General features: G+C 71.6%; 25 protein-coding genes. 14 read left to right on the top strand and 11 right to left on the bottom strand.

All coding sequences use genetic code 11. The annotated features are described in order from the left end of the window. Nucleotides 1–32: 32 nt before the first annotated feature. Complete coding sequence (gene nagZ, locus ACBI99_RS11495) at nucleotides 33–1,334, top strand: beta-N-acetylhexosaminidase (RefSeq protein ID WP_375072278.1); 1,302 nt, start codon at nucleotides 33–35, stop codon at nucleotides 1,332–1,334. Here the strand turns inward: nagZ and atpB are convergent. Further along, the gene (atpB, locus tag ACBI99_RS11490; protein ID WP_219499561.1) at nucleotides 1,331–2,125 is read right to left on the bottom strand and encodes a F0F1 ATP synthase subunit A; all 795 of its coding nucleotides are present in this window, start codon (nucleotides 2,123–2,125) and stop codon (nucleotides 1,331–1,333) included. The genes nagZ and atpB overlap by 4 nt on opposite strands. Before the next feature lie 139 nt (nucleotides 2,126–2,264). Between atpB and ACBI99_RS11485 the strand changes: the two genes are divergently transcribed. From ACBI99_RS11485 to ACBI99_RS11470, 4 genes are all read left to right on the top strand, one after another. After that, on the top strand, nucleotides 2,265–2,909 hold the full coding sequence (locus ACBI99_RS11485; RefSeq protein WP_219499559.1) for an HAD family phosphatase: 645 nt from the start codon (nucleotides 2,265–2,267) through the stop codon (nucleotides 2,907–2,909). Between the two features lie 31 nt (nucleotides 2,910–2,940). Next, complete coding sequence (locus tag ACBI99_RS11480) at nucleotides 2,941–3,450, top strand: DUF6912 family protein (protein ID WP_219499557.1); 510 nt, start codon at nucleotides 2,941–2,943, stop codon at nucleotides 3,448–3,450. Nucleotides 3,451–3,460: 10 nt separating this feature from the next. Continuing rightward, nucleotides 3,461–4,087 carry an HAD family hydrolase gene (locus tag ACBI99_RS11475; RefSeq protein WP_219499556.1) on the top strand — a complete coding sequence of 209 codons (627 nt, stop codon included), beginning with the start codon at nucleotides 3,461–3,463 and terminating at the stop codon, nucleotides 4,085–4,087. Nucleotides 4,088–4,159: 72 nt separating this feature from the next. Continuing rightward, a complete protein-coding gene (locus ACBI99_RS11470; RefSeq protein ID WP_219499944.1) occupies nucleotides 4,160–4,879 on the top strand; it encodes an HAD family hydrolase in 720 nt (239 codons plus the stop codon). Here the strand turns inward: ACBI99_RS11470 and ACBI99_RS11465 are convergent, their stop codons facing one another. Then, a complete protein-coding gene (locus ACBI99_RS11465; protein ID WP_375072277.1) occupies nucleotides 4,880–6,460 on the bottom strand; it encodes a penicillin-binding transpeptidase domain-containing protein in 1,581 nt (526 codons plus the stop codon). Between the two features lie 108 nt (nucleotides 6,461–6,568). Here ACBI99_RS11465 and ACBI99_RS11460 point away from each other — a divergent pair, with 108 nt between their 5' ends. Genes ACBI99_RS11460 through ACBI99_RS11450 form a run of 3 tightly spaced genes read left to right on the top strand, consistent with a single transcriptional unit; the run spans nucleotide 6,569 to nucleotide 10,360 of the window. Beyond that, nucleotides 6,569–7,486 carry a LysR family transcriptional regulator gene (locus ACBI99_RS11460; protein ID WP_219499552.1) on the top strand — a complete coding sequence of 306 codons (918 nt, stop codon included), beginning with the start codon at nucleotides 6,569–6,571 and terminating at the stop codon, nucleotides 7,484–7,486. Beyond that, nucleotides 7,483–8,340, top strand: a complete 858-nt coding sequence (locus ACBI99_RS11455; protein WP_357584009.1) for a serine hydrolase — start codon at nucleotides 7,483–7,485, stop codon at nucleotides 8,338–8,340. The genes ACBI99_RS11460 and ACBI99_RS11455 overlap by 4 nt, the downstream gene beginning before the upstream one ends. A 58-nt stretch (nucleotides 8,341–8,398) precedes the next feature. Then, nucleotides 8,399–10,360 carry an acetoacetate--CoA ligase gene (locus ACBI99_RS11450; protein ID WP_219499548.1) on the top strand — a complete coding sequence of 654 codons (1,962 nt, stop codon included), beginning with the start codon at nucleotides 8,399–8,401 and terminating at the stop codon, nucleotides 10,358–10,360. On the opposite strand, the gene ACBI99_RS11445 is transcribed toward ACBI99_RS11450, so the two are convergent. Both ACBI99_RS11445 and ACBI99_RS11440 read right to left on the bottom strand, forming a co-directional pair. Then, entirely contained in the window at nucleotides 10,350–10,907 is a 558-nt protein-coding gene (locus ACBI99_RS11445; RefSeq protein WP_219499546.1) for an NADPH-dependent FMN reductase, read from the bottom strand. The genes ACBI99_RS11450 and ACBI99_RS11445 overlap by 11 nt on opposite strands. Then, nucleotides 10,904–11,815, bottom strand: coding sequence for an NADP-dependent oxidoreductase (locus ACBI99_RS11440; RefSeq protein WP_375072276.1), 912 nt, complete (start codon nucleotides 11,813–11,815; stop codon nucleotides 10,904–10,906). Before ACBI99_RS11440 ends, ACBI99_RS11445 begins: the two co-directional genes overlap by 4 nt. Before the next feature lie 106 nt (nucleotides 11,816–11,921). Between ACBI99_RS11440 and ACBI99_RS11435 the strand changes: the two genes are divergently transcribed. Further along, a complete protein-coding gene (locus ACBI99_RS11435; RefSeq protein ID WP_219499544.1) occupies nucleotides 11,922–12,863 on the top strand; it encodes an AraC family transcriptional regulator in 942 nt (313 codons plus the stop codon). A 38-nt stretch (nucleotides 12,864–12,901) separates the two neighbouring features. After that, the gene (locus ACBI99_RS11430; RefSeq protein ID WP_219499542.1) at nucleotides 12,902–13,531 is read left to right on the top strand and encodes a GNAT family N-acetyltransferase; all 630 of its coding nucleotides are present in this window, start codon (nucleotides 12,902–12,904) and stop codon (nucleotides 13,529–13,531) included. On the opposite strand, the gene ACBI99_RS11425 is transcribed toward ACBI99_RS11430, so the two are convergent. The 4 genes from ACBI99_RS11425 to ACBI99_RS11410 are packed head-to-tail and all read right to left on the bottom strand — an operon-like array spanning nucleotide 13,528 to nucleotide 17,932. Continuing rightward, nucleotides 13,528–15,009 (bottom strand): NADH-ubiquinone oxidoreductase-F iron-sulfur binding region domain-containing protein, encoded by a 1,482-nt coding sequence (locus ACBI99_RS11425; RefSeq protein WP_308125577.1) that lies wholly within the window; start codon nucleotides 15,007–15,009, stop codon nucleotides 13,528–13,530. The two genes, ACBI99_RS11430 and ACBI99_RS11425, sit on opposite strands and share 4 nt — an antisense overlap. Before the next feature lie 28 nt (nucleotides 15,010–15,037). After that, nucleotides 15,038–15,817, bottom strand: a complete 780-nt coding sequence (locus ACBI99_RS11420; RefSeq protein WP_219499541.1) for a hypothetical protein — start codon at nucleotides 15,815–15,817, stop codon at nucleotides 15,038–15,040. A gap of 49 nt (nucleotides 15,818–15,866) precedes the next feature. Continuing rightward, a complete protein-coding gene (locus ACBI99_RS11415; protein ID WP_375072275.1) occupies nucleotides 15,867–17,291 on the bottom strand; it encodes a DUF1996 domain-containing protein in 1,425 nt (474 codons plus the stop codon). Beyond that, the gene (locus ACBI99_RS11410; protein ID WP_219499539.1) at nucleotides 17,288–17,932 is read right to left on the bottom strand and encodes a DUF4142 domain-containing protein; all 645 of its coding nucleotides are present in this window, start codon (nucleotides 17,930–17,932) and stop codon (nucleotides 17,288–17,290) included. Before ACBI99_RS11410 ends, ACBI99_RS11415 begins: the two co-directional genes overlap by 4 nt. 117 nt (nucleotides 17,933–18,049) lie before the next feature. Between ACBI99_RS11410 and ACBI99_RS11405 the strand changes: the two genes are divergently transcribed. From ACBI99_RS11405 to ACBI99_RS11390, 4 genes are all read left to right on the top strand, one after another. After that, the gene (locus tag ACBI99_RS11405; RefSeq protein WP_219499940.1) at nucleotides 18,050–18,595 is read left to right on the top strand and encodes a sigma-70 family RNA polymerase sigma factor; all 546 of its coding nucleotides are present in this window, start codon (nucleotides 18,050–18,052) and stop codon (nucleotides 18,593–18,595) included. After that, entirely contained in the window at nucleotides 18,595–18,795 is a 201-nt protein-coding gene (locus ACBI99_RS11400; RefSeq protein WP_219499537.1) for a zf-HC2 domain-containing protein, read from the top strand. The genes ACBI99_RS11405 and ACBI99_RS11400 overlap by 1 nt, the downstream gene beginning before the upstream one ends. Before the next feature lie 83 nt (nucleotides 18,796–18,878). Then, the gene (locus ACBI99_RS11395) at nucleotides 18,879–19,685 is read left to right on the top strand and encodes a tryptophan 2,3-dioxygenase (RefSeq protein WP_219499535.1); all 807 of its coding nucleotides are present in this window, start codon (nucleotides 18,879–18,881) and stop codon (nucleotides 19,683–19,685) included. A gap of 38 nt (nucleotides 19,686–19,723) precedes the next feature. After that, nucleotides 19,724–24,589, top strand: coding sequence for an NAD-glutamate dehydrogenase (locus tag ACBI99_RS11390; RefSeq protein WP_219499533.1), 4,866 nt, complete (start codon nucleotides 19,724–19,726; stop codon nucleotides 24,587–24,589). A 48-nt stretch (nucleotides 24,590–24,637) separates the two neighbouring features. Here ACBI99_RS11390 and ACBI99_RS11385 read toward each other — a convergent pair whose 3' ends face one another. From ACBI99_RS11385 to ACBI99_RS11375, 3 genes are read right to left on the bottom strand one after another with little or no spacing between them, the layout of a single operon-like run. Continuing rightward, on the bottom strand, nucleotides 24,638–25,048 hold the full coding sequence (locus tag ACBI99_RS11385; protein WP_219499531.1) for a VOC family protein: 411 nt from the start codon (nucleotides 25,046–25,048) through the stop codon (nucleotides 24,638–24,640). Nucleotides 25,049–25,053: 5 nt separating this feature from the next. After that, a complete protein-coding gene (locus tag ACBI99_RS11380) occupies nucleotides 25,054–25,524 on the bottom strand; it encodes a helix-turn-helix transcriptional regulator (RefSeq protein WP_372455323.1) in 471 nt (156 codons plus the stop codon). After that, entirely contained in the window at nucleotides 25,524–26,132 is a 609-nt protein-coding gene (locus tag ACBI99_RS11375) for a glyoxalase (protein ID WP_219499528.1), read from the bottom strand. Before ACBI99_RS11375 ends, ACBI99_RS11380 begins: the two co-directional genes overlap by 1 nt. Nucleotides 26,133–26,152: the final 20 nt, after the last annotated feature.

Below are 26,152 nucleotides of genomic sequence, written 5' to 3'. Positions count from 1 at the left end.
GGGCACGTCGCCGCGTGGATACGGTGGTGTTCATGGTTCGACGGATCGGTGCGGCAAGCGTCCTGACGATCGCCCTGGCGGCGTGCAGCGGCGGCGGCGGGGCGGCGACCGCGGCGCCGCCGGCCCAGCAGTCCGCCCAGCAGCCCGCCCAGCCGCCCGCGACCGGCGGCGAGCCCGCCACCTCCGCGCCGCCGTCCGCCCAGGACCCGGTCAAGCGGGTCCTGGCGGGCCTGAGCACCGAGCAGAAGGTCGGCCAGCTCTTCATGCCCGTCCTGTACGGCACCGCCGCCGACACCGTCTCCGGCGAGAACCAGGCCCGCTACGGCGCCCAGACGCCCGCCAAGGTGATCCGCAAATACCATCTCGGCGGCGTCATCCTGTTCCCCGCCAACGTCAGAACCACGGCCCAGGTCGTCGAGCTGACCAACGGCATGCAGCGCGCGTCCGGGCTGCCGCTGCTCGTCGGCACCGACCAGGAGAACGGCCTGGTGTCGCGGATGTCGGCGCTGATGACGCGCTTCCCCGGGGCCTCGCAGATCGGCGCGACCGGCGACACCGGCCTGTCGCGGGCCGTGGCCAGGGCCACCGGCGAGGAGTTGCGCGCCCTCGGCGTCAACCTCGACTTCGCGCCCGTCGCCGACGTCAACATCGACCCGAGGAACCCGGTCATCGGCCCGCGCGCCTTCGGTGACGACCCGGCGAAGGTGGCCAAGATGGTCGCCGCCGCCGTCAAGGGGTTCGGCGACGCGAAGGTGGCCTCCACCGCCAAGCACTTCCCTGGCCACGGCGACACCCGGATCGACAGCCACACCGGCCTGCCGGTGATCAAGCACACCCGCGCGCAGTGGGAGCGCCTGGACGCGCCGCCGTTCCGGGCGGCCATCGCGGCCGGGGTCGACGCGGTGATGAGCGCGCACATCGTCTTCCCCAAGCTCGACCCGTCGGGCGACCCGGCGACGCTGTCCAAGCCGATCCTGACCGGGCTGCTCAGGAAGGAGCTCGGCTTCAAGGGCGTCATCTCCACCGACGCGCTCAACATGGAGGGCGTGCGCAAGAAGTACGGCGACGGGGAGGTGGCCGTCCGCGCCGTCCTGGCCGGCGCCGACCTGCTGCTGATGCCGTACGACCTGCCGAAGGCCTACGGCGCCGTGCTGGCGGCGGTCAAGGACGGGCGGATCTCGCAGCAGCGGCTCGACCAGTCGGTCACCCGGCTGCTCAAGCTCAAGCAGGCCCGCGGCCTGCTCCAGGAGGCGCCGGTGGCGTCGGCGAAGCGGGCGGCCCAGGTGCTGCGTTCGCCGGAGCACCGCAAGCTGGCCGCCCGCGTCATCCGTTAGTGCTCGCCGTGCAGGCCGCTCGCCACGTACATGGCGGCGAGCATGGCGAACAGGTAGGCCTGCAGGAACTGGATGAACATCTCGAACGCGGTCAGCAGGATCGTCATGAGCACGCCGACCACGCCGATCCCGGCGCCGAGCGGCGTGAGCTTCTCGAACAGGAACCAGAAGCCCACGGAGCTGAAGAACGCCAGCAGGATGTGGCCGGCGAACATGTTCGCGAACAGCCGGATGAGGTGCGTGAACAGTGACAGGAAGAACACCTCGGCGAGGATGAGCGGCGCGTACAGCGGATAGGCCCAGCCGGGCAGCCCCGGCAGGATCACGATGCCCTTGAGGTAGCCGATCAGGCCGTGGTGCCGGACGCCGAGGTAGATCTTGATGCCGTACACGAGCAGCGCCAGCGTCGCCGGGAACGTGATGTGCGCGGCGACGGGGAACTGGACGAACGGGATGACGCCCATGAGGTTCCAGGCCATCACGGTCAGGAACAGGCTGAGCAGGAAGCCCATCCACCGGTCGGCGTCCTTGCCCAGGTTGGGCCGGGCCACCTGGTCGCGGACGAACTCGTAGACGTACTCGCCGTAGCTCTGCCAGCCGCGTGGCACGAGTTTGGGCCGGGCGAAGGCGGCCCATGACAGGGCGATGACGAGGACCGAGCAGAGGAGGGCGACCAGGACGGGTTTGGTGAGCCAGGCCGGTCCGCCGGCGAAGATCGGCGGGAGGTCGAAGAGCTCGAGTCCGGGAGCTCTGAACCGGTCGGGGGAGGTGATCAGGATCGTCGTTCGCAACGGCGGTCCCTTCAGGGATCGGACAGGAATCTCACGATAAACAGGTGATTTGGCGATCCCTAACAGGGGGTTTATAACCGGCGAAACGCCCTGTGCGAGGCTCTACGCTGGAGTGCCGGACTGCCACGAGGAGGCGAATGTGGTCGCAGGTGTGCTGATCGACTGGGGCGGGGTGCTCACGACCAGCCTGACCGACTCCATCGCCAGGTGGATCGAGGCCGACCGCATCGACGGCGACCACTACCGTCAGGTCATGCGCGAGCTCGTCGAGGCCGCCTACGACGGCCAGGAGGAGAACGTCATCCACGCCCTGGAGCGCGGCGAGCTCGACGGATCGGCGTTCGAGCGCGACCTGGCGGCCCGGCTGCTGACCCTCGACGGCGCGCCGCCGGAGGCCGAGGGCCTGCTGGAGCGCATGTTCGCGGGCTTCGAACGCGTCGAGGCCATGTACGACATGCTGGCCGAGGTCAGGAAGGCCGGGCTGAAGACCTGCCTGCTGTCCAACTCGTGGTCCAACACCTACCCGCGCGACGGCTGGGACGAGGTGTTCGACGCGATCGTGATCTCCGGCGAGGTCGGCATGCGCAAGCCCGAGCCGCGCATCTTCGAGCACGCGCTCGGCGCGATCGGCCTGCCGGGGGAGTCGTGCGTGTTCATCGACGACATCGAGGCCAACATCGCGGCGGCGCGTACCCTGGGGATCACCGGAATCCACCACCGCGACGCGGACACGACCATCCGGGAACTCGAGTCCCTCCTCCGGCTGCCTCTGCGGCGGGCATGATGGGACCCTCGCACGCTGTGAAAGGTTCGTGATGCGCGTCTACCTGCCGTGCACCCTGCCCGCGCTGGCCAGGGCCGCCGAGGCCGGGGAGCTGGCCCCGGCCCCGCTGACCGGCTACGCGGTGACCCCCGCGCTGACCGAGTGGTACGCCTCGGGCGACACCGAGGAGCTCGAGTACGTGGCGCTCACCGAGGCGGCCCGCGCCTCGCTGCGCATGCTGGCCGCCGACCACGCCGACGGCGTGGCCGTCCCGGCGCGGCGGGTGGTCGTCGCGGCCGAGGTCGACGGGCCCGTGCCGCACAACGGCGCCGACCTCCAGGAGAAGGCCCGGGTCCGGCTGACCGAGCCGATCCCGCTGGCCAAGGTGGCCGCCGTGCACATCGACGACCTCTACGCGGTGCCCGACATCGAGGCGGCGATCGCCGCGCTGCCGGCGGCCGACAAGGGCGACGACGACGCCCGTTTCACGGTCGACGGCGCGGAGGCGCACGAGCTCATGTGGTACGCCACCCAGGAGATCCCGGACCTGCTGGCCGGATAAGCTGGACATGATGACCAAGCACATTGTCTGGGACTGGAACGGCACGCTCTTTCACGACATCGACGCCGTCGTCGGCGCGACCAACGAGCTCTTCCGGCCGTACGAGCTTCCCCCGCTGACGGCCGACGGGTTCCGCGCCGTCTACACCCGGCCCATCTGGGTGGCCTACGAGCGGATGCTCGGCCGCCCGCTGTCGGAGGGCGAGTGGGAGCGGCTCGACGTCGGCTTCCACGACCACTACTTCCGGCTGGCCGCGGAGTGCGGGCTGGCCGAGGGCGCGGAGCTGGCGCTGAGCGGCTGGACGGGCACGCAGTCGCTGTGCTCGATGGCCCCGCACGACCACCTGGTGCCGAAGGTCGACTCGTTCGGCATCAGCCGCCACTTCACCCGCATCGACGGCCTGATCGGGGTGACCGGAGGGGAGAAGGCGGCGCACATGGCCGCCCACATCCGGTCGGCCGGGGTCGACCCGCGCGAGGTGCTGGTGATCGGCGACAGCGTCGACGACGGCGTGGCCGCCCGCCACGTGGGCGCCCGCGCGGTGCTCTACACCGGCGGCATGTCCACCAGGGCCGAGCTGGAGTCGACCGGGTTCCCGGTCGTCGACACGCTCGCCGAAGCCCTGGATCATGCCTGATTCGACCGGTCACCCGCCGCCCGAGGGGGCGGTGGCCCTACTCTGGGGGCGGTTCGCAGTCAGGAGGCCGCCATCAACCGCCTAGTTCTCTGGAACGTCGACCTGACCCTGGTCGACGTCGCGATCGTGACGCGTGACGCCTACGCCGAGGCGTTCCGCGCGGTCACCGGGCGTCCGCTGGTCAAGCTGGTGCCGCCGATGGGCCGGCCCGACTCCGAGATCGTCTTCGAGACGCTCGCGGTCAACGGCGTCGAGGCCGAGGACGACCACCTGCCGCGCTTCCTGGCCGCGCTGGCCTCGGCCTTCGCCGACCGGCGCAAGCGGCTGCCCAAGGAGGGCAAGGTGATGCCCGGGGCCAAGGACGCGCTCAGGTCCGTGGCCCGGCTCGACGGGGTGATCCAGACCGTGCTCACCGGCACGATCAAGAGCAACGCGGTGCTCAAGCTCCAGGCGTTCGGCCTGGACCGCTACGTGGACTTCGAGCTCGGCGGCTACGGCGAGGAGGTCTACCCCAAGGCGTCGCTGCTGCAGGTCGCGCAGGGCCGGGCCAAGCAGCGGCTCGGCGTCCCGTTCACGCCGGCCAACACGGTGCTGATCGGCGACTCGGCCCGGGACGTGCAGGCGGCCAGGATCGGCGGGGCCGCGATGATCGCGGTGGCCTCGGGCCGGTCGACGGCCGCCGAGCTGCGCGAGGCCGGGGCCGACGTGGTGCTGCCGGACCTGTCCGACGCCGCCGAGGTGGTGGCCGCCGTGGCGGCGCTCACCACCCCGCTCGACCGCAAGGCGGGCTGATCAGCTCAGCTCGGCGAGGAAGCGGGCCGCGACCGGGGCCGCCACCGCCGAGCCGGCGCCGCCGCCCTCCACGATGACGGCGAAGGCCAGGTCGTCCTTGTAGCCGATGAACCACGAGTGCGCGGGCGGCTCCTTGCCCGACCCGTACTCGGCGGTGCCGGTCTTGCCGGCCGTCCCGCCGGGGAAGCGGACGGCGTGGGCGGTGCCCTCGGTGACGACGGCGGGCATGAGCGTGCGCAGCGCGCTCACCACGTCGGCGTCGAGCTTGCGGGGCCGCAGGTCGCCGGGCGCGATGTCGGCGCCGACCAGCCGGGGCGGACGCCAGGCGCCGTCGGCGACGGCGGCGGCGACCGAGGCCATGTTGAGCGGGCTGGCCAGCACCCGGCCCTGCCCGATGGAGGCGGAGGCCAGGTCGGTGGCGTCCTTGGGGGCGGGGAAGTCGGCCTTGACCGCCGGGACGCCGGGCTTGATCGGGGCGCCGAAGCCGAAGCTGGCGGCGACCTCGGCGAGCCGTTCGGCACCCAGGTCGCCGACGACCATCGCGCCGAACGTGGTGTTGCACGAGTGCGCGAAGGCGTCGCGGAAGGCGAGCGTGCCGTAGTCCTTGAAGCCGGCGTTGTGGAAGGGGAAGCCGCCGATGTTCTGCTCGGCCGGGCAGCTCACCCGCTCGTCCGGCCGGACCCCGTCGGCGACCAGCGCGGAGGCGGTGACGACCTTGAACGTCGAGCCCGGCGGGTACTTGCCGAGCAGCGCCCGGTTGAACCCGCCCGGCTTGTTGACCGCGGCCAGGATCTCGCCCGTCGAGGCGCGCACGGCCACCAGCGAGGCGGGCTTGCCCACGCTGTCCAGGGCGTCGGCGCCGGCCCGGTGCACCTTCAGGTCGAGGGTGGTCCTGATCGGCTTCCACTTCGGCGGGTCGAGCAGGTTCTTGACGACCTCGCCGTTCTCGACCAGCTCGATCCGGTCGCTGTCGCGCTCGGCGAACCAGTCGGGGTAGGTCTGCGCCAGGCCCGCGACGAGCTGCTGCACCGAGCCGGGCGCGTCCGGGGTGTCGATGCGGGTGCCGTCGGCGGCCTGCACCTCCAGGCCCTTGACCCGCTCGGTGACCAGCCGCACCGTGCGGTCGCGGGTCAGCGAGGGGTGCAGGGTGGCCGGGGTCCAGTCGATCTTCCAGGTGCGGTCGCGCTCGACGAACTTCAGGTCGCCGAAGTACTTCCAGTCGACGGCGCCGCTGAGGGTGGCGCCGAAGCTGACCTCGCCGGTGTCGGCGCCGTCGGCGGCGAAGACCCCGCCGGTGGTGATCCGGTGGAAGGTCTGCCGCTCGGCCTTGACGGCAGCGCTGAACTGCCGGTGCCGCTGCTCGAAGTCGGCCGGCGGATCGGCGACCAACTCGCGCATGGCCCGGTAGTCCCCCGCGGACCAGGCCGACAGGTAGGCGTCGGCGACCTGCTCCGGCGATCCGGTCGTGCGCAGGATCCAGAACGTCCCGGCCGCCGCGACGACCGGGACGAGCACCCCGGCGACCCAGGGCCAGCGCCGCCTCCGTCTGGGCGGGTTCTCCGGCCGGAGATGTGCGTACATTGCCCCCGTTTGTGAAGCCATGCGTCAGAGGACAGCAGAGCCCCGGCCTGGCTGTCCAATACTGATATGACCGGTTCATCGATATGGATTTGGCTATAGTCACTGCTCATGGACCTGGTCCGGCACTTGCGTTACTTCACCGTGGTCGCGGAGGAGCTGCACTTCGGCAACGCCGCGATCCGGCTCGGCATGGCCCAGCCCCCGCTCAGCCAGCGGATCAAGCGACTGGAGGAGGAGCTCGGCGTGCGGCTGTTCGACCGCTCGGCCCGGCAGGTCAGGCTCACCGAGGCGGGCCGGCTGCTGCTCGGCGAGGCCAGGGAGATCGTCGCCCGCGTCGACCGGCTGCACGAGGTGGTCCGCCACGGCCAGGCCGCCGTCCTCAAGGTCGGCGTCCCGCCCGACCTGGCCGCCGCCGTCCTGGCCGCCCTCGTCGAGGGCTTCCGCGAGAGCAACCCCGAGGTACGCCTCGCGCCCGCCGAGATCTGGACCGCCGACCAGGTCGGCGCGCTGGCCGAAGGCGTGATCGACGTGGGCGTGGTCCGACACCCGGTCACCGCCCCCGGCCTGCACTTCGGCCGGACGCTGGTGCAGGCGCAGGGCGTGCTGCTCGCCGCCGGCGACCCGCTCGCCGGATCGGGCGAGCTGCACCTGGCCGACCTGGCCGGCCGCGAGCTGCTCATGCCGCCCCGGGAGGGCGAGCCCGGCGCCCACGCCGAGCTGCTGGCCGAGTGCCGCCGCCACGGCTACGTGCCCGCGCAGGTCCACCAGGGCGCCGGGCTCGGCCTGGTGATGGCCGGGGCCGCCGTCGCGTTCGGGCCCAAGGCGGACGTGGCGGGGCTGGCCTGGCGTCCGCTGCTAGGCTCGCCCATCGCCTACCGGGTCTCCACCGCCTGGCGGGCGGCCACGGCGACGGTGACCGACTTCTCCGCCGTGGCCGTACGGATCTTGAAGGAGCGCGCCGGGATGACCGACGAGGACGCGACGCCCGTGCGGCGGGTCAGCCGCAGGCCGGGGATGCTGGCATGAGCGGTCCGGACCTGGAGGCGGTGTTCCGCGCGGCCGGCGTGCGCGGCTGGCTGCTGGCCACCGACGTCGACACCGGCCGGGAGATCGGTCACGGGGCCGACGACCCGGTGCCCACCGCGTCGATCTTCAAGGTGCCGCTCATGGTGGAGTTCTGCCGGCAGGCCGACGCCGGGCTGCTCGACCCGGCCGGCCGCGTCACCGTGACCGGCCGCGACCGCGTCTCCGGGCCCACGGGACTGTCCGCGATGCTCGACGACGTCACGATCTCGCTGCGCGACCTGGCCTACCTGATGATCGCCGTCAGCGACAACACCGCCGCCGACGCGCTGCTCGCCCGGGTCGGCAGGGAGGCGGTCAACGCCATGCTCGACGGGTTCGGCCTGACCGGCACCCGGGTGCTGCAGAGCGCCGGGGAGATCAACACGAGCATGGCCGACGACGCCGGACACGGCTGGCCGTACCTCGAACCCGACGACCTGGCCCGGCTGCGCGTGCTCGACCCGGCCCGCACCAACCACAGCACCGCGCGGGAGCTGACCCGGCTGTTCGGGCTGATCTGGCGGGACGAGGCGGCCTCGCCCGGCTCCTGCGCGTGGATGCGCGGCGTGCTCAACCTCCAGGTGTGGCCGCACCGGCTGGCCTCCGGGTTCCCGTACGACGACGTGGCGGTCAGCGGCAAGACCGGGACGCTGCCGACGCTGCGCGGCGAGGCGGGCGTGGTCGAGTACCCCGACGGCGGGCGCTACGCGGTGGCCGTGATCACCCGCTCCTACTCCACCGCGCTCAACCAGCCACGCGCTGACGCGGTGATCGGCACGGCCGCGCGTATGGCGGTGGACCACCTGAGGAGATAGCAAGTTATGTGGGAGGTCGGGTATGACTTTCCGCCTACCGGCCGACAGGATGGGGCACATGGTTGCTGAAGGTGCACTGCTCTGGGAACCCACCGACGAGACCACCGGACGGGCGCGGCTGACGCGCTATCTGGAGTCGGTGGGCCGCGCCGGTGAGCCCTACGAGGACGTGTGGCGCTGGTCGGTCGAGCGGCCGGAGGAGTTCTGGACGTCGATCTGGGACTACTTCGAGGTCATCGGGGAGCGTGGCGACGGGCCCGTCATCTCCGGAACGATGCCCGGCGCCGAATGGTTCACCGGAAGCACGCTCAACTACGCCGAGAACGCGCTGCGCCGCACCGACGGCGTGGCCGTGGTGTTCGTCTCCGAGGACGGCGCCCGGCAGGAGATCAGCTACGCCGAGCTGCGCGAGGAGGTGGCGCGGGTGCGCGCCGGGCTGGTCCGGCTCGGGGTCGGGCGCGGCGACCGGGTGGCCGGCTACCTGCCGAACATCCCGCAGGCGCTGATCGCGTTCCTGGCCACCGCCTCTCTGGGGGCGATCTGGTCGGCCGGGTCGCCCGACTTCGGCGTGCCCAGCGTGGTCGACCGGTTCAAGCAGATCGAGCCCAAGGTGCTCATCGCGGTCGACGGCTACCACTACAACGGCAAGACCTACGACCGCTCGGCCGCCGTCAACGAGATCGCCGCCGCGCTGCCCGGCCTGCGCGCCACCGTGTGGATCCCGTACCTGGCCGCCGTGGACGAGGGGCGCGCGCCGCAGCAGGCCGAGCCCGCGCCCGGCCACGACGAGGAGCTGCCGCGCGGCGAGGTGATCGGCTGGGAGGGGCTGCGCGCGCAGAGCGCGCCGCTGGAGTTCGAGCGCGTGCCGTTCGGCCACCCGCTGTGGATCCTCTACTCCAGCGGCACCACCGGGCTGCCCAAGCCGATCGTGCACGGGCACGGCGGCGTGGTGCTGGAGCACCTGAAGTCGCTCACCTTCCACCAGGACCTGGGGGAGGGCGACGTGTTCTTCTGGTACACCACCACGGGCTGGATGATGTGGAACTACCTCATCGGCGCCCTGCTGGTCGGGGCCACGCCGGTGCTCTACGACGGCGCGGCCACGCATCCCTCGCCCGCCGCGCTGTGGCGCATCGCCGCCACCGAAGGGGTGACCTACTTCGGCGTGGGCGCGCCGTACATCATGGCCTCGCTGAAGGCGGGCCTGACGCCCGAAGGGCTGGAGCGGCTGCGCGGCATCGGCTCGACCGGGTCGCCGCTGCCGCCCGAAGGGTTCGCCTGGGTGGCGGAGAAGCTGCCCGGGGTGCCGCTCGGGTCGTTCTCCGGCGGCACCGACGTGTGCACCGGGTTCGTCGGCGCGACCGTGCTGCACCCGATCCGGGCGGGCGTCATCCCGTGCCGGTCGCTGGGCGCCCGGGTCGAGTCCTTCGACCCCTCGGGCAAACCGGTCTTCGGCGAGGTCGGGGAGCTGGTGCTGACCGCGCCGATGCCGTCGATGCCGGTGATGTTCTGGAACGACCCGACCGGCGAGCGCTACCGCGACAGCTACTTCGACGTCTACCCCGGCGTGTGGCGCCACGGCGACTGGATCAAGCTGGAGCGCGACGGGAGCTGCGTCATCTACGGCCGCTCCGACTCCACGCTCAACCGGGGCGGCGTCCGGATGGGCACCAGCGAGTTCTACCGGGTCGTCGAGCGCTTCGAGCCGATCGTCGACAGCCTCGTCATCGACACCGGCCGGCTCGGCCGCGAGGGCAGGCTGCTCCTGTACGTGACCCTCGCCGAGGGCGCCGAGCTGACCCCCGCCTTCGAGCAGGAGCTGCGCACGACGCTGCGCCGCGAGCTGTCGCCCCGGCACGTGCCCGACGAGATCCACGCGGTGCCCGGCATCCCCCGCACGCTGTCGGGCAAGAAGCTGGAGGTCCCGGTGCGCAAGATCCTGCTCGGCACCCCGGTCGAGGAGGCCGCCAACCCGGATGCGATGGCCAACCCGGAGGTGCTGCGCTACTTCACGCCCTGAGCGGGCGCAGCGCCCGGCTCCAGGAGACGAGCTGGTCGAGCATGACGGTGACGCGCTCCTCCTGGTGGGCCGCGGGCCTGAACTCGGAGAGGTTCTCGAAGTCGGCGAACAGCGAGAGCGTCACCTGGGCCTGGACGGTGGCGACCTGGAGCTGGCCGAGCACCTGCCGCAGGTGCTCGGCCGCCCGCACGCCCCCGTCGACGCCGTAGCTGACGAACGCCGCCGCCTTGTCGGCCCACTCGGCATAGAGGAAGTCGATCGCGTTCTTCAGCACGCCGCTGGTCGAGCGGTTGTATTCAGGCGTCACGAAGATGAAGCCGTCGAAGCGGGCGATCCGCTCCGACCACGCCAGCGTGTGCGGGTTCTCGTAGCTGCCCGCCGCTGCGGGCTGCGGCTCGTCCAGGTGCGGCAGCGCGTGCTCGTGCAGGTCCACGAGCTCGAACCGGGCGTCGTCACGCTTGGCGGCCAGGTCGTGCACCCAGCGGGCGACGTTCTCGCCGTTGCGTCCGGGACGGGTGCTGCCGATCACGATGCCGATGTCGATCACGAGTTCTCCAGGGTGATGAGGATCTTGCCACGGGTGCGACCGGCCTCGGCCCTGCGGTGCAGCTCGGTCAGGCCGGTCAGGGGATGGGTCTCGGCGATCTCGACGACGAGCTCGCCCTTGTCGATCAGGCCGGCGAGCTCGGTGAGCTGACCGGCGTCGGCGCGGCCGATGAAGTGGCGCGCGTTCGGCGCGTCGACCGGGGTGGCGATCGTGATGACGGTCCGGCCCAGCGGCGCCAGCGCCGCGGCCTGCTCCGGCGGCACGGCGGCCAGGTTGAGCACCACGTCCATGCCGCCGGGCAGCGGCGTGGTGGTGTAGTCGACCACCTCGTCGGCGCCCAGCCGGCGGACCGCCTCGGCGCTGCGCGGGCTCGCGGTGGCGATCACGGTCGCGCCCGCGAGCTTGGCGAGCTGGACGGCGAACAGGCCGACCCCGCCGCCCGCGCCGTTGACCAGCACGCGGGCGCCGCTTCCCGCCTGCCCGATCCCCGCCTGTTCGTGGACCGCCTGCCACGCCGTCAGCCCGGCCACCGGGATCGCCGCCGCGTGCGCTAGCGGGATCGAGCGCGGCGCCGGGGCCAGCAGGTCCACGGGCGCGACCACGTACTCGGCGGCGGCCCCCGCGACCAGCCCGATGACCGGGTCACCCACCTCCAGGGCGGTGACGCCGGGGCCGAGCGCGGCCACGGTGCCCGCCACGTCCCAGCCCAGCGTGTGCGGCAGCGTGATGCCCAGCGCCTCGTGCAGGTACCCGGACCGCAGGCCCGCGTCCGACGGGTTGAACGAGGTCGCGGCCTGCCGCACGAGCACCTCGCCCGGGCCGGGCGACGGCACGGGGAGCTCGTCGTAGCGGATGACGTCCGGGCCGCCGTAGGCGTGCACCCGGGCGGCCCGCATGGTTCGGCTCACGTGGAGCTCCTTTCGGTTGATGCAACCGTAGGAGGCTCAGACGCGACATCCAATGCGTGAGTGACTGCCTTTTATACGCGATCGTCTTTCACGGTAGACTCAGGTCATGGACGTGCTCAGTGACGTGATCGCCGGCATGCGGGTCGGGCTGCCCAACTCCACGCGGATCGCCTGGCACGCGCCGTGGGGCCAGCGCTTCGCCTCAGGGCCCGGCTCGGCCGGGTTCCACGTGATCCTGGAGGGCTCCTGCTGGGTGATCCCCGACAAGGGCGAGCCCTTCCCGCTGGGCGTCGGCGACGTGATCTTCTTCCCTCGCGGCGACGGCTACGCGCTGGCCGACTCTCCCACCACGCCCATCACCCACACCGCCTGCGACCCGGGCGACGAGGCCCAGCTCTACGCCTCGGCCTCCGTCGGCGGGCCCGGGGCGGTCACGGTGACGCTCTGCGGCGGCTACCGGCTCGACGAGTCGCGCTCCCACCCGATCCTGCTCAACCTGCCCGGCCTGATCCACCTGCCCGCCCGGCTGGGCCACCATCCCGAGCTGCGCACCGCCGTCAGCCTGCTGGCCAGCGAGGTTGCCGACCCGCGCCTGGGGGCCGACACCGTCGTGGCGTCCCTGCTCGACATGCTGCTGCTCTACATCCTGCGCGCGCACATCGAGGCCGACCCCGAGCGGTGCGAGTCCCACGGCTGGGCGGCGGCGCTCGCCGACCCCGCCGTCAGCGTCGCGCTCGACGCCATCCACCGCGACCCGGCCCACCCGTGGACCGTGCAGTCGCTGGCCGCGCGGGCCGGGCTGTCGCGGGCCGCCTTCTCACGCCGCTTCTCCATGCTGGTCGGGCAGCCGCCGCTGGGCTATCTCACCTGGTGGCGGCTCTCCACCGCAGCCCGGCTGCTCCGCTCGTCCGACGCGCCGCTGAGCGAGGTGGCCACCCGGGTCGGGTACGGGTCCGAGTTCGCCTTCGCGAACGCGTTCAAAAGGGAGCACGGCATGGCCCCGGGAAAGTACCGCCGCCTGAGTTGCCCGCTCCCGCAATCCCGATAATGGGGTGTTCTTCAGTTTGATCGCGGAAGTGGGAAAATATGCGTAATTGGCCGTTCTTCAATCTTTCAGTCACCACCCCCAGGATCGAACTGCGCTTCCCGTCGCTCGAGGATCTCGACGAACTCGCCGAGCGCGCCGCCGAGGGCGTGCACGAGGCCGGCGTCATGCCGTTCGTCCACCCGTGGAGCGAGGCCGCGCCCGCCGACCGGGCCCGCTCCACCATCCAGTACCACTTCCGCCAGTGGGCCGCGCTCACCCCCGACGACTGGTCGCTCAACTTCGTGGCCGTGTACGAAGGCCAGGTCGTCGGCACGCAGGGCATCATGGGCGCCGACTTCCCCGTCCTGCGCGAGGTGAAGTCCGGCTCCTGGCTCGGCCACCGCTTCCAGGGCATGGGCATCGGCACCGAGATGCGCGCCGCGATCCTGCACCTGGCCTTCGAAGGGCTCGGCGCCGCCCACGCCACCACCGAGGCGTTCGCCGACAACCCGTCGTCCCTGGCCGTGACCGGCAAGCTGGGCTACCACGACGACGGCGTCACCCTCTACAAGCGGCAGGGCAAGCCGGTCGTCTCCCGCAGGTTCCGGCTCCCCAGGGCCGACTGGACCCCGGTGCCCGGCATCGAGATCCACCACCTGGAGCCCTGCCTGCCCCTGCTCGGCCTCTAACCGGCGCGGGCCAGCCGCAGCGCGAGGGCCGGGCACATGCCGACCGCGCGGCTGGCCTCCTTCACCATCCAGCCCGGCACCGTCCGGAACGACGGGAAACCGTAGTCGTCCAGCTCCACGAACTCCGGCAGCAGGTGCGCGCACAGGCCGTGGCCCTGGCAGCGGGTCCAGTCCACGTCCAGGCGATACTCGGGCTCGTCCTCCGGCTCCGGCAGCGGCAGCACGCCGCGCACCGGCCGGCCGCACGAACCGTGCTCCAGGTGCAGGGCGATGTCGCTCTCGAACGCGTCCAGCGACGACAGCACGAACCTGGCCGTGCCGTCCGGATGGAAGCACGCGCCCCGCCTCTCGACCGAGCGCACCGAACGCCGTACCGCGTCGATCGAGCCCGTGCCCTCCACCAGGGCGCCGAGCGCCCGCGCCACGTCCGGGAGGCCGAGCCGGCACGGGCCGCACTGGCCCGACGACTGCGCGGCCAGGTACGCGGCGACCCGGGCGGCCTCGCCGACCGGGCAGGTCGACTCGCCGAGCGGCACCACGATGCCGGCGCCGAGGCTGCCGCCCGCCAGCTTCATGCCCTCGCGCGAGACGACGGCGGAGACCGCGGTCTCGGCGTCCAGCCAGGCGCCGTGGTAGCCGCCGATCAGCACCCCGTCGCCGATCTCCGCCTCGCACAGGTCGAGCACGTCGATCAGCGGCGTGCCGGTCGGCGCCTCCACGACCGCCGCCGTCGCCGCCCCGCCGCTCACGCTGAGCAGCACGGTGCCGGGCTCCCTGCTGGTGCCCGTCTTGGCGTACTGCTCGGGGCCCAGCTCGGCGAGCACGGCGAGCTGGGCGAACGTCTCGGTGTTGGACAGCAGCGTGGGCAGTCCGTCGACGCCGCTCTCGCTGGCTCGCCGCTTGCGGCCGGGCGGCACCGGGTCCATGCCGTTGACCGCCCGCACCAGCGCGCCGCCCTCGCCGGAGATGAACCGCTCCCGCAGGCCGACGACCCTGATGCCGATGCGGCTCTCGGCCGCGCCCGCCACGTTGGCGGCGCGCCGCTCGGCGACGGCGGCGGTGATCGACGCCTCCGCGACCTCGCCCTCGACCGTGGCGACGACCACCTCGCGGGCGTTCAACGCCTCGGCCGCGAGCACCGCGCCGTCGAGCACCAGGTGCGGGTTGCGGACCAGCAGCATCGCGTCCTTGGAGCTGGCGGGCTCGCCCTCGGCGCCGTTGACCAGCACCACGCTCTCCCGCCCGCGGCGGGCGTCGGCGACCGCCCGCAGCTTGCGCGCGAACGGGAACGCCGCGCCGCCCCGCCCGCGCATGTCCACCTCCTCCACCTGGGCGATGATGTCGTCGAGGGTGCGCGGCACCTGGTCGCCGTGCAGCGTGCGGTGCGCCGGCAGGTCGAGCCGCCGGGTGTGGTCGAGGCCGGCGGTGAGCCGGGCCGGTCCCATGCGCAGCACGCGCGGCACCGAATGCGGGATCAAGGCCACTCCTGCTCTGTCCTGTGCGGGTTCATCCCGCTTCCCGGTACTTCCGCCGGGCCTCGGCGAGGCTCACCGGCGCGTCCATCCGCTCGGCCGGCTCGGCCGGAGCGGCACTGACCGCAGGCGCGTCCACCTGCTCGGCCATCAGCGGCGGCCGCAGCATGGTGGCCAGCAGCCGCACGAGCAGGGCCGACGCCACGGCCGCCAGGCTGGCCATGTACGACCAGGCCACCCAGCTCGCCGCCCACCGGCCCGCCGTCAGCCCGTGCAGGATGGCGACCGGCCACGACACGTACGCCGTGGCGTGCATCAGCCGCCACATCCACGGCCTGCCGGTCACCGCGAACCGGCCCCGGGCGATCCCCGTCACCACGACGACGATCATCAGGTCGAAGGCCAGCGTGCCCAGGCCCACCCAGATCCCCGCCATCGGGATCAGCAGCGCGGCCGGCGGCACGTGCCCCAGCGAGACCATCAGCGCCACGTGCGTGAGCAGGAACGCCGTGCCCGCGAACGCCGCCGCCCGGTGGGCGAGCTGCGCGCGGACCCGGTTCGCCGGCGACAGGAACACGCGCTCGGTGGTGAGCAGCCCGAGCGCCACCGTCGCCGTCAGCGACACCAGCGCGAACACGCCGGCGAAGTACTCAAGGAAGGCCACCCCGCGGCCGAGCAGCTCGATCCCGCGTTCCGTCATGGTCAGGGCGATCCCCGACAGCAGGACGGCGGCGATCGACGCGCTCACCCCGAGCCGGACGTTCCTGGCGTCCAGGCCGCCCGGGGCGTGCCGCGGCTGTCTTCTGTGGAGCATCGGTTCCCTCCAAGGTCGGGTGAGGGTGCGACTCGGGAGGGTCGCCGGGTCAGCAGCGCCGGCCGCGGTTGATGCAGTTGACGGCGAACGACATCAGGCGGTCGGGCATCACGTTCACGAAGTCCGCGTGGTCCGTGACCGGGTTGTGCAGCTGTTCGGGGAAGGCGTCCACGGCGAACGAGCGGCCCGGCGGCACCGAGTACGTCAGCGTCATCCGCAACTGCGGGACCGCCCTGGTGCCCTGCGGGCAGGCGCCGCCCTCGTCGGGGAAGACGATGTGGTTGCGATGGTTGGCGCTGTCGGTGTTCTGGCCGTCCCAGCAGCTCGGGAAGTCCAGGATGCGGGCCACCTGGCTGCCGCGCGGGCACAGCGGGTACTTGTCCGGGCTGATCCGGTTGGTGAAGCCGGTGCAGCTCCAGCCTGCGCGGGCGTTGGCGCCGCCGTTCGTCGCGGCCTTGGCGTCGCCCATGATGATCCGCAGGAAGCGGGGCATGGCCGTCACGCGGGAGGTCGCGTTGCCACGGAACTGCAGCGTCACCGAGCGCGGCCGGAGCACCTGGCCCACGTTGCCGTCCGGGTCGTCGGCGTTGGCGTCCACCTGGCGGTTGCGGAGCACCGGCCAGTAGTAGGTGGACTTGTCGCCCAGGCGGCAGGTGGTGCCGGACGCCTCCAGGCTCTCGTCGGTCGAGAAGGCGTCGGCCGACAGGTTGCCCACGTAGTCGTGCAGGTGGTGTGCGCCGTTGCGGACTCCGGGGGCGACGATGAAGTTGTCCGGGTTGTGGTGGCCTTCGCCGTTCGTCCCGCAGCGGGAGACGAACGAGCCTCGGGAGCCGGTCCGGCCGAGGCGCGCGTCGCCCTGGGACGGCGGGACCTGCCGGATGTCGACGAAGTCGGCGGGGAAGGGGCCGACGTCGGTGCAGTCGCTCTCCTCACCGGTGGGGGAGGGGGAGGGCGACGGGGACTCGGTGGGCTCCTCGGTGGGCTGGCCGGTGGGCTCCTCTGTGGGCTCGTCCGTGGGCTGCTGGGTGGGCTGCTGGGTGGGGGTGCGGGTGGGGCGGCCTCGGCGGCCGAAGGTCTCCGCGGTGGGCTCCTCGACGGGCTCCAGCGCCGGCGCGACGCCCCCGCCCTGGACGAACACGTCGCCGTCGTCCTGCTGCTGCCCCCGGTCCCGGTCCTGGTTCTGGTCCCGGTCCCGGTTCTGGTCCTGGTCCTGGTCCTGGTCCTGGTCCTGAGGGGCTTGCGGGTCCTGGGGTTCCTGCGGGTCCTGGGGGGCCTGGTCGTCGGGGTCCTGCGGCACCTGCTCCTCGGGGTCCTGCGGGGCCTGGTCCTGGCGCTGGTCCGGGGGTCGCTGATTGTCGACCTCGCACTGGTCCGCGCTGGCTGGTGGCGCGCTGCCGATGACGGCCGCGGACACCAGCCCGCCGGCCACCATGGCCAGGGCGGACATGGCCGCGGCCATGCGTCTGGATCTCAAGGTTGTCTCCTTGGGTCGGCCGCCGCGGGGGCGGGTGCTGCGGGTACGGGCATCGGGGGTTCGGGCAGCTCGTCGAAGTCGACGAGCCCGGTGGACTCCAGCAGCGTCATGTGGCGCATGACCACCGTCACCGCCGTCTGGGCGAACTTTCTGATCTCCGTGTTGCGGGTGCCGGCTCGGACGTCCGCCACGACGGCGAACACCTTGCCGTGCGCGGCGCGCAGCAGCCTGGCGAAGTCCCGGTCGAACGCCGGACCGGTCTCGGCGGCCAGTTGAGCCATCCACCGTTGCTGGTCCGGGCTCGGCCGGTCGGGCAGCGGCACGGCGAGCCGTGCAGCCAACCGGCGGACCTGGGCGTCGAGCTTCTTGTGGTCCTCCACGAGGTGCGCTCCGACGTCCTTGACCCGCGCGGAGTCGCCTCGTTGCTGGGCCCACTGCCCGACGGGGATCTCCCAGAGACCCGCCTGCCGTACCTTGACCAGGAAGTCGCGGTCGGCCGGCCCGAGGGGGCCGGCGGCCGTCTGGGTGACCTCGGTCAGGACGGCGGTGTTCGCCTGCGGCATGATCAGCAGAATCGTGAGCGATGCCGCGAGTGCGAAGCCGCCGAACATCACTACTTCGCCGCGCAAAAGCCTGTGCATGGTCGAAGGTACGCGGTCTTTTCCCGACTGGTTCAGCTATGCCCAGAGATAGTTAGAAATGACTGGAGTTATCGGAGTGGCTGCCAGAGTGATAACGAAGGTGTAAAGATGTGCCCCGTGCTAGGTCACCTCGACGGCAGGTTCGAGAGTGCGGATGCCGAGGCCGAGCACCGCATCGCGGTGCTTTACCAAGAGTTCGGCGGCCCTCTACTGCGCCACGTACGCAAGTCGACCGGTAACGATCTTCAATGGGCCGAGGACGTGGTGCAGGAGACGATCGTCCGAGCTTGGCGTAACTCGGCAAGACTGCAATGGGAACCGGGCCTCATCTGGGCGTGGCTGCTGACAGTAGCCCGCAGAATCGTCATCGACGGACGTCGGCGCAGGAGCGTGAGACCTCACGAGGTCGAGCCGCCTGAGGTCGACATGCTCGCGGTGCCGGACGGCTCCGAGCGCGCGTTGTCGGCCATCGTGGTCGCCGATGCGCTCCGTAGCCTTTCGGACGAACACCGTGAAGTCATTGAACAGACCTACCTTCGGGACCGTACGATAAGTGAAGCGGCGGAGATTCTGGGGATCCCGCCGGGCACGGTGAAGTCCCGGCTCTACTACGGCATCCGGGCGCTCCGTGAACTTTTGCGGGACAAGGGGGTAGCCGGCTGATGCATGACGGGGTGGCCGCCTACGTTCTCGGCGTCCTCGACGACGAGGAGCACGAGGCGTTCGAGCGTCACCTCGACGTGTGCGCACGGTGCCAGGCCGAGCTGGTCGAGCTCGCCGGGGTTCCCGACCGGCTCGACGAGCTCAAACGCGAGCCCTCCGCCTCCTCCGGAGACGATCCGCCGATGTCGATGTCGCGTTGACGTATTTCCCCTTTTCGGGTGATATCGGTACGGCGAGGCGTACGCCCGGTCACCCAGGACCGGGCGGTCAGGGGAGGTGTTCGGTGGGCATCGGCGAAGATGCGGCCGCTCCTCGCGACCGCCAGTTCGGTGAGGAGGGCGGCCGCCTGTCCTACGGCGGCTACCTGCGCCTGCCCGAGCTGCTCGACCAGCAGCGCCCCGAGTCGCAGGCGCCCGACGAGCTGCTGTTCATCACCATCCACCAGGTCTACGAGCTGTGGTTCAAGCTGCTGCTGCACGAGCTGGAGGTGGCCAGGACCGCCATGTTCGACGGTGAGCTGTGGCGGGCTCGGCACCAGTTCAAGCGGGTGCACGCGGTGGAGCGGGTGCTGATCGAGCAGGTCGAGGTCCTGGAGACGATGACGCCCCAGGACTTCCTGGCGTTCCGGTCCAAGCTGGCGCCGGCCAGCGGGTTCCAGTCCGTGCAGTTCCGCGAGCTGGAGTTCCTGTCAGGCGCCAAGGACGCCCGCTACCTCGCGCGGCTCCGCGACGCCGACGACACCGAGATCGCCCGGCTGAGACGGCGACTGGAGGAGCCCACGCTGTGGGATGCTTATCTGACCGCCCTCTCCCAGCGTGGCCTGCCGGTCTCCGACGATGACGAGATCATGGGCTCGCTGCTGGCCGTGGCGAGGGACCGCCGGTCGTACGACGACCTGTGGCAACTGGCCGAAGACCTGCTGACGCATGACGAGACCACCGCACAGTGGCGCATGCGCCACGTGCAGATGGTCGAACGGCAGATCGGTACGAAATCGGGCACCGGCGGCTCGACGGGCGCACCCTACCTGCGGGGACGCGTCCGACTGCACTACTTCCCGCAGCTGTGGGAACTCAGAGCCTGGCTGTGAGAAGTCCAGGCGAACCCTCACAAAGGAGTGAGAGCGAAATGCCGCTCGACGAGGCCAAGGATGAGCTGCTCCAAAGAGCCGCGCAACGGTGCGCGGTGAGCAGCGATCATGTGAGCCCCGATGAGGCACTGTCCTTCCTGCGCGTCTACTACCGGCACGTCGCGCCGGAGGACCTGCTCGATCGCAACCCCGTCGACGTGTACGGCCCGGCGATGTCCCAGCGCCAGCTCGCCGAGACGCGCCCCCAGGGCAGAGCCGTCGTCCGTGCCTACACCCCCACCCTGGACGAGAACGGGTGGGACCCGGGCCACTCCGTCGTGGAGGTCGTCACCGACGACATGCCGTTCCTCGTCGACTCCGTGACCATGGAGCTCGACCGGCACGGCATCGGCATGCATCTGGTGGTCCACCCGCAGATGCGGGTGCGCCGCGACATGACGGGCAGGATGCTCGGCCGCGGCCAGGAGGACGTCACCGGCCAGATGCTGGTCGAGTCCTGGATGCACATCGAGATCGACAGGCAGCCGGACCCCGAGGTCCTGCGGAGCCTGGAGACCGACCTGCAGCGGGTGCTCACCGACGTGCGCCACGCGGTCGAGGACTTCGCCAAGATGCGCGCGCTGGCCGTGCAGACCGCCGAGGACCTGAGCGTCAACCCGCCGCCGCTGGAGCCCGCCGAGGTCGAGGACAGCCTCGACCTGCTGCGCTGGCTCGCCGACGGGCACTTCACCTTCCTCGGCTACCGCGAGTACCGGCTGGAGGAGACCGAGCAGGGCGAGGCGCTGCGCGCGCTGCCCGGCGCCGCGCTCGGCATCCTGCGCCACGACAAGATCGGCTCGGAGAGCTTCTCGGTGCTGCCGCCCGAGGTGCGCGCCAAGGCCCGCGAGAAGCAGCTCCTGATCATCACCAAGGCCAACTCGCGCGCCACCGTCCACCGCGCCGCCTACCTGGACTACATCGGCGTCAAGCTGTTCTCGCCCGACGGCGAGGTGATCGGCGAGCGCCGTTTCCTCGGCCTGTTCACGCACGTCGCCTACAACGAGTCGATCTCGCGCATCCCGGTGCTGCGCCGCAAGCTCGCCGACGTGCTGCAACTGGCCGGGCTGACCCCCGACAGCCACGACGGCAAGGACCTCATCGAGATCCTGGAGACGTTCCCGCGTGACGAGCTGTTCCAGACCTCGATCGACCAGCTCCTGCCGATCGCGATGGGCGTGCTGCGGCTGCGCGAGCGCAAGCAGGTCAAGCTGTTCCTGCGCCGCGACGACTACGGGCGCTACATCTCCTGCCTGATCTACCTGCCGCGCGACCGCTACACCACGGACGTGCGGCTGCGGATGCAGGAGGTGCTGCTCAAGGCGCTGGGCGGGCGGACGCTCGACTACAGCGCGATGATCGGCGAGTCCGCGCTGGCCCGGCTGCACGTGGTGATCCGCGGCGAGCGCGGCAAGCAACTCCCGCCGCCGGGCGTGGACGTGGAGGAGCTGGAGGCGCGGCTGGCCGCGATCACCCGCTCGTGGACCGACGACCTGGGCTCGGCGCTGCTGGAGCTGACCTCCGAGGAGGAGGCCCCGGCCCTCCTGAGGCGCTACCAGTCCGCCTTCCCCGAGGGTTACAAGGCCGACTTCCCGCCCAAGATGGCGGTCAACGACCTGCGCCGCCTGGAGCAGGTCGCCGCCGACGGCGAGATCGAGATCAACCTGTACGAGCCGTACGACGCGGCCGAGGGCGAGCGGCGCCTGAAGATCTACAAGGTCGGCTCGCCGATCTCCCTGTCCCAGGTGCTGCCGCTCATCCAGCGCCTCGGCGTCGAGGTCGTCGACGAGCGGCCGTACGAGATCGACCGCGACAACGACCCGCGCACCAAGAACGCCTGGATCTACGACTTCGGGCTGCGCTACACGCCCTCTCCCGAGGTCGACCGCGACGCGTTCAAGCAGCTCTTCCAGGACGGGCTCATGGCCCTGTGGCGGGGCGACGTGCAGGCCGACAACTTCAACGCGCTCATCCTGAAGGCCGGGCTGACCTGGGAGCAGGTCGAGATCCTGCGCGTCTACGCGCAGTACCTGCGCCAGGCGGGCAGCACCTTCTCCCAGCGCTACATGGAGCGGGTGGTGCTGGGCAACATCCGGCTGGCCCGGCTGCTCGTCAAGCTGTTCGAGGCCCGGCTGGACCCGCGGCGCACCGACGAGTCGCGGTTCGACCTGGCCGAGGCGCTGCACGAGGAGATCCTGGGCGCGCTCGACGAGGTCGCCTCGCTCGACGAGGACCGGATCCTGCGCGCGTACCTGGAGATGATCCAGGCGACGCTGCGCACCAACTACTTCCAGACGGTCGACGGGCGGCGCAAGCCGTACATCTCGCTGAAGGTCGACCCGCAGGCGATCAGCGTGCTGCCGCTGCCCCGGCCGAAGTTCGAGATCTTCGTCTACTCGCCCCGCGTGGAGGGCGTGCACCTGCGGTTCGGGAAGGTGGCCCGGGGCGGGCTGCGCTGGTCGGACCGCATGGAGGACTTCCGGACGGAGATCCTCGGCCTGGTCAAGGCCCAGATGGTGAAGAACACCGTGATCGTGCCGACCGGCTCCAAGGGCGGCTTCGTCGTCAAGCGGCCGCCCGTGGGCGGGTCGCGCGAGGAACTGCTCGCCGAGGGCGTCGCCTGCTACCGGATGTTCATCTCCGGCCTGCTCGACGTCACCGACAACCTCGTCGACGGCAAGGTCGTGCCCCCGCCGGACGTCGTCAGGCACGACGGCGACGACACCTACCTGGTCGTGGCCGCCGACAAGGGCACCGCGACGTTCTCCGACATCGCCAACGGCGTCGCCAAGGAGTACGGCTTCTGGCTCGGCGACGCCTTCGCCTCCGGCGGCTCGATCGGCTACGACCACAAGGCCATGGGCATCACCGCCCGGGGCGCCTGGGAATCGGTCAAGTACCACTTCCGCACCACCGGCGTGGACGTGCAGACGACCGACTTCACCGTGGCCGGCATCGGCGACATGTCGGGCGACGTGTTCGGCAACGGCATGCTGCTGTCGCAGCACATCCGGCTGGTGGCCGCCTTCGACCACCGCCACGTCTTCGTCGACCCCGACCCCGACGCCGCCCGCTCCTACGCCGAGCGGCGCCGCCTGTTCGAGCTGCCCCGCAGCTCCTGGGCCGACTACGACCCCGAGCTGATCTCGGCGGGCGGCGGCGTCTTCCCCCGCACCGCCAAGTCCGTCCAGATCACCCCGCAGATGCGCGAGGCGCTCGGCATCCCCGCCGACGTCACCTCGCTGGCGCCCAACGACCTCATCAGCGCCATCCTGCGCGCCCCCGTCGACCTGCTGTGGAACGGCGGCATCGGCACGTACGTCAAGGCGTCGTCCGAGTCGAACGCCGACGTCGGCGACAAGGCCAACGACCCGCTGCGCGTCGACGCCGCCGACCTGCGCTGCAAGGTCATCGGCGAGGGCGGAAACCTGGGCTTCACCCAGCTCGCCCGCATAGAGTTCGCGCTCAACGGCGGCCTGGTCAACACCGACTTCATCGACAACTCGGCCGGGGTCGACACCTCCGACCACGAGGTCAACATCAAGATCCTGCTCGACCAGGTCGTCCGCGACGGCGAGCTGACCGACAAGCAGCGCAACCAGGTGTTCACGTCCATGACGGACGAGGTCGCCGAGCTGGTGCTGCGCGACAACCACGCGCAGAACGTGGTGCTGGCCGCCGCCCGCGCCCAGTCGGTCGAGATGCTCCACATCCACGCCCGCTACCTGCGCCGCCTGGAACGGGACGGGCTGGTCAACCGGGAGCTGGAGTTCCTGCCGTCGGACAAGGTGCTCGCCGAGCGCCGCCAGGCCAGGGAGGGGCTGACCGCCCCCGAGTTCTCGGTGCTGCTCGCCTACACCAAGCTGGTGGCCGACGCCGAGCTGCTCGGCAGCGACCTGCCGGACGACCCGTATCTCGCCTCCTGGCTCGTGTCGTACTTCCCGTCGGCGCTGCGCGACCGGTTCAGGACGTACATGGACGTGCACCCGCTGCGACGCGAGATCATCACCACCGGCGTGGTGAACGAGCTCGTCAACTCGATGGGCACCACGTTCATGTTCCGCGTCGGGGAGGAGACGGGCGCGTCCACGCCCGACATCGCCCGCGCCTACCTGGTCGCCCGCGAGGTCTTCGACTTCGCCAGCTTCTACCGGCAGATCGACGCCCTGGACAACCAGGTCGACAACGCCACCCAGCTCGCCATGCTCCTGGAGGCGCGCAAGCTCGCCGAGCGCGGCACCCGGTGGCTGCTCACCAACCGGCGGCCCCCGCTGGACCTGGCGGGCTCGATCGGCTTCTTCGTCAAGGGCGTCAACGGGCTGCTCACCCACATGCCCAAGCTGCTGACCGGGCCCGACCTGGCCGCCTTCGAGGAGCGCCGCGACTCGTTCGTGGCGCGGGGCGTCCCGGCCGACCTCGCCGAGCGGGTCGCGGCCATGGTGCCCGCCTACTCGACGTTCGACCTGGTCGAGGTCGCGTCGGTGACCGGGCGGCCGGTCAACGAGGTGGCCGAGGTCTATTGGGACCTGGCCGACCGCCTCCAGCTCGCCCGGCTGCGCGAGCGGGTCATCGCGCTGCCCCGCGACAACCGGTGGAACGCGATGGCGCGGGCCGCCCTGCGCGACGACCTGTACGCGGCGCACGCCTCGCTCACCCGTGACGTGCTGGCCCACAGCACGCCGGGGCTGCCTCCGGAGGAGCGGCTGGCCCGCTGGTCGGAGGCCAACTCGGCGGCGGTCGGACGCTCGCGGCAGACGCTGTCGGAGATCTGGGAGAGCGACAACTTCGACCTGGCCACCCTGTCGGTCGCGCTGCGCGCCATCCGCACGCTCGTCTCGGCGAGCAGCCTGCCCCGCGCGGAGGCGTAGCCCGGCGACCCGGCGTGGGCGTCTCCTCCGGGGGCGCCTGCGCCGGCGTCAGCCTGCCTGCTGGATGCGCACCAGGTTGCCCGCCGGGTCGCGGAAGGCGCAGTCGCGCATCCCGTACGGCTGGTCGGTCGGCTCCTGCACCACCTCGGCCCCGCTGGCGGCCACCCGCTCGAACGTGCCGTCCAGGTCGGGCGTGGCCAGCAGGATCCACCCGTACGTGCCCTTGGCCATCATCTCCGCGATCGTGCGGCGCTCGTCCTCGGTCACGCCCGGATCGGCGGCCGGCGGCGCCAGCAGGATGGACGTGCCCGGCTGCCCGGCCGGCCCCACCGTGATCCAGCGCATCCGGCCCTGCCCGACGTCGGAGCGCACCTCGAAGCCGAGTGCGTCACGCCAGAAGGCCAGCGAGGCGTCCGGATCGTCATGCGGCAGGAAACTGGAGTGAATCGTGATGTCCATGACGGTTACGGTAGTTGCGGCTCGGTCATCGACGCCCCCCGATTCCTGACCGGTCTGGTCACCTGTTTCGCCACGCACGACGGCATGCCCTCCGTCGCGCCCGCCGCCTGCCGCCTGTAGACGCTCGGCGGCACGCCCACGAGCTGGGCGAAGTGGCTGCTGAACGTGCCCAGCGACGAGCAGCCGACCGCGAAGCACACCTCCGTGACGCTCAGCTCGCCGCGCCGCAGCAGGGCCATCGCCCGCTCGATCCGGCGCGTCATCAGGTAGGAGTACGGAGACTCGCCGTACGCCTGGCGGAATCGGCGGCTCAGGTGCCCGGCCGACATGTGCGCGCCCCGGGCCAGCGCCTCCACGTTCAGCGGCTGGGCGTACTCGCGGTCGATCCGGTCCTTGACCCGGCGCAGCCGCGTCAGGTCGTCCTGGACCCGCACCGGGGCGGCGAGGTCGGCGCGCCCCCAGCCGGGGCGGCACACTACGCCGTCTCCCACAGGTAGCCGTCCGGGTCGGCGAAGGCACCCGCGTCGGCGCCGACCACGAGCCGGTGCGAACCGGAGCCGTCGGGGGACACGCCGGCGACCTTCGCCAGCCCCTTGCGCTTGTACAGCGCCAGCTTGACCGGGCTCGAACCGGCGGCGAACTCGACGTACTTGCTGCCGAAGCTCTTGCCCACGGTGAGGCCGCGCTCCACGTAGAACCGCTTGCTCTCGGCCATGTCGGCCACGCCCAGCAGCAGCACGAACTCGTCGACCTGCCGGGCGGCCGGGCCGGTGTCCTTCTTCGACGACGACGCCACCTGCCAGACCGTCCCGTCGGGGGCCCGCAGCACGCCGCCGTAGCCCCACAGCGACTTGGCCGCCGGCTTCAGGGCCGTCGCTCCCGCCTCCACGGCGGCGTCGAAGAAGGCGTTCACGTTGGCGGGCTGGGAGACGACGAGCGACAGCGTGAAGCCGCGGAAGCCGGTCGCCGGCGCCTCCGAGGGCCGCAGGCGAAGCTGCTCGCACGGGCCGAAGGCGGCGGAGTAGAACTTCTCGGCGGCGGCGAGGTCGTCCACCTCAAGGGTGACGGAGTCGATGGATGTCATGTCGCCGACGCTAGTGGCGG

The organism is Nonomuraea sp. ATR24, from assembly GCF_041950485.1.
In the GTDB taxonomy this organism is placed as follows: Bacteria; Actinomycetota; Actinomycetes; order Streptosporangiales; family Streptosporangiaceae; genus Nonomuraea; species Nonomuraea ceibae.
The sequence above is the reverse complement of the archived record's forward strand: the minus strand, read 5'-3'. Positions and strand labels throughout refer to the sequence as shown.

Coding starts and splice junctions, on each gene's coding strand:
- nagZ (WP_375072278.1), top strand. CDS start 33: ATGGTTCGACGGATCGGTGCGGCAAGCGTCCTGACGATCGCCCTGGCG.
- ACBI99_RS11480 (WP_219499557.1), top strand. CDS start 2,941: ATGCGCGTCTACCTGCCGTGCACCCTGCCCGCGCTGGCCAGGGCCGCC.
- ACBI99_RS11475 (WP_219499556.1), top strand. CDS start 3,461: ATGACCAAGCACATTGTCTGGGACTGGAACGGCACGCTCTTTCACGAC.
- ACBI99_RS11465 (WP_375072277.1), bottom strand. CDS start 6,460: ATGTACGCACATCTCCGGCCGGAGAACCCGCCCAGACGGAGGCGGCGC.
- ACBI99_RS11460 (WP_219499552.1), top strand. CDS start 6,569: ATGGACCTGGTCCGGCACTTGCGTTACTTCACCGTGGTCGCGGAGGAG.
- ACBI99_RS11455 (WP_357584009.1), top strand. CDS start 7,483: ATGAGCGGTCCGGACCTGGAGGCGGTGTTCCGCGCGGCCGGCGTGCGC.
- ACBI99_RS11450 (WP_219499548.1), top strand. CDS start 8,399: ATGGTTGCTGAAGGTGCACTGCTCTGGGAACCCACCGACGAGACCACC.
- ACBI99_RS11435 (WP_219499544.1), top strand. CDS start 11,922: ATGGACGTGCTCAGTGACGTGATCGCCGGCATGCGGGTCGGGCTGCCC.
- ACBI99_RS11430 (WP_219499542.1), top strand. CDS start 12,902: ATGCGTAATTGGCCGTTCTTCAATCTTTCAGTCACCACCCCCAGGATC.
- ACBI99_RS11420 (WP_219499541.1), bottom strand. CDS start 15,817: ATGCTCCACAGAAGACAGCCGCGGCACGCCCCGGGCGGCCTGGACGCC.
- ACBI99_RS11410 (WP_219499539.1), bottom strand. CDS start 17,932: ATGCACAGGCTTTTGCGCGGCGAAGTAGTGATGTTCGGCGGCTTCGCA.
- ACBI99_RS11400 (WP_219499537.1), top strand. CDS start 18,595: ATGCATGACGGGGTGGCCGCCTACGTTCTCGGCGTCCTCGACGACGAG.
- ACBI99_RS11390 (WP_219499533.1), top strand. CDS start 19,724: ATGCCGCTCGACGAGGCCAAGGATGAGCTGCTCCAAAGAGCCGCGCAA.
- ACBI99_RS11385 (WP_219499531.1), bottom strand. CDS start 25,048: ATGGACATCACGATTCACTCCAGTTTCCTGCCGCATGACGATCCGGAC.
- ACBI99_RS11375 (WP_219499528.1), bottom strand. CDS start 26,132: ATGACATCCATCGACTCCGTCACCCTTGAGGTGGACGACCTCGCCGCC.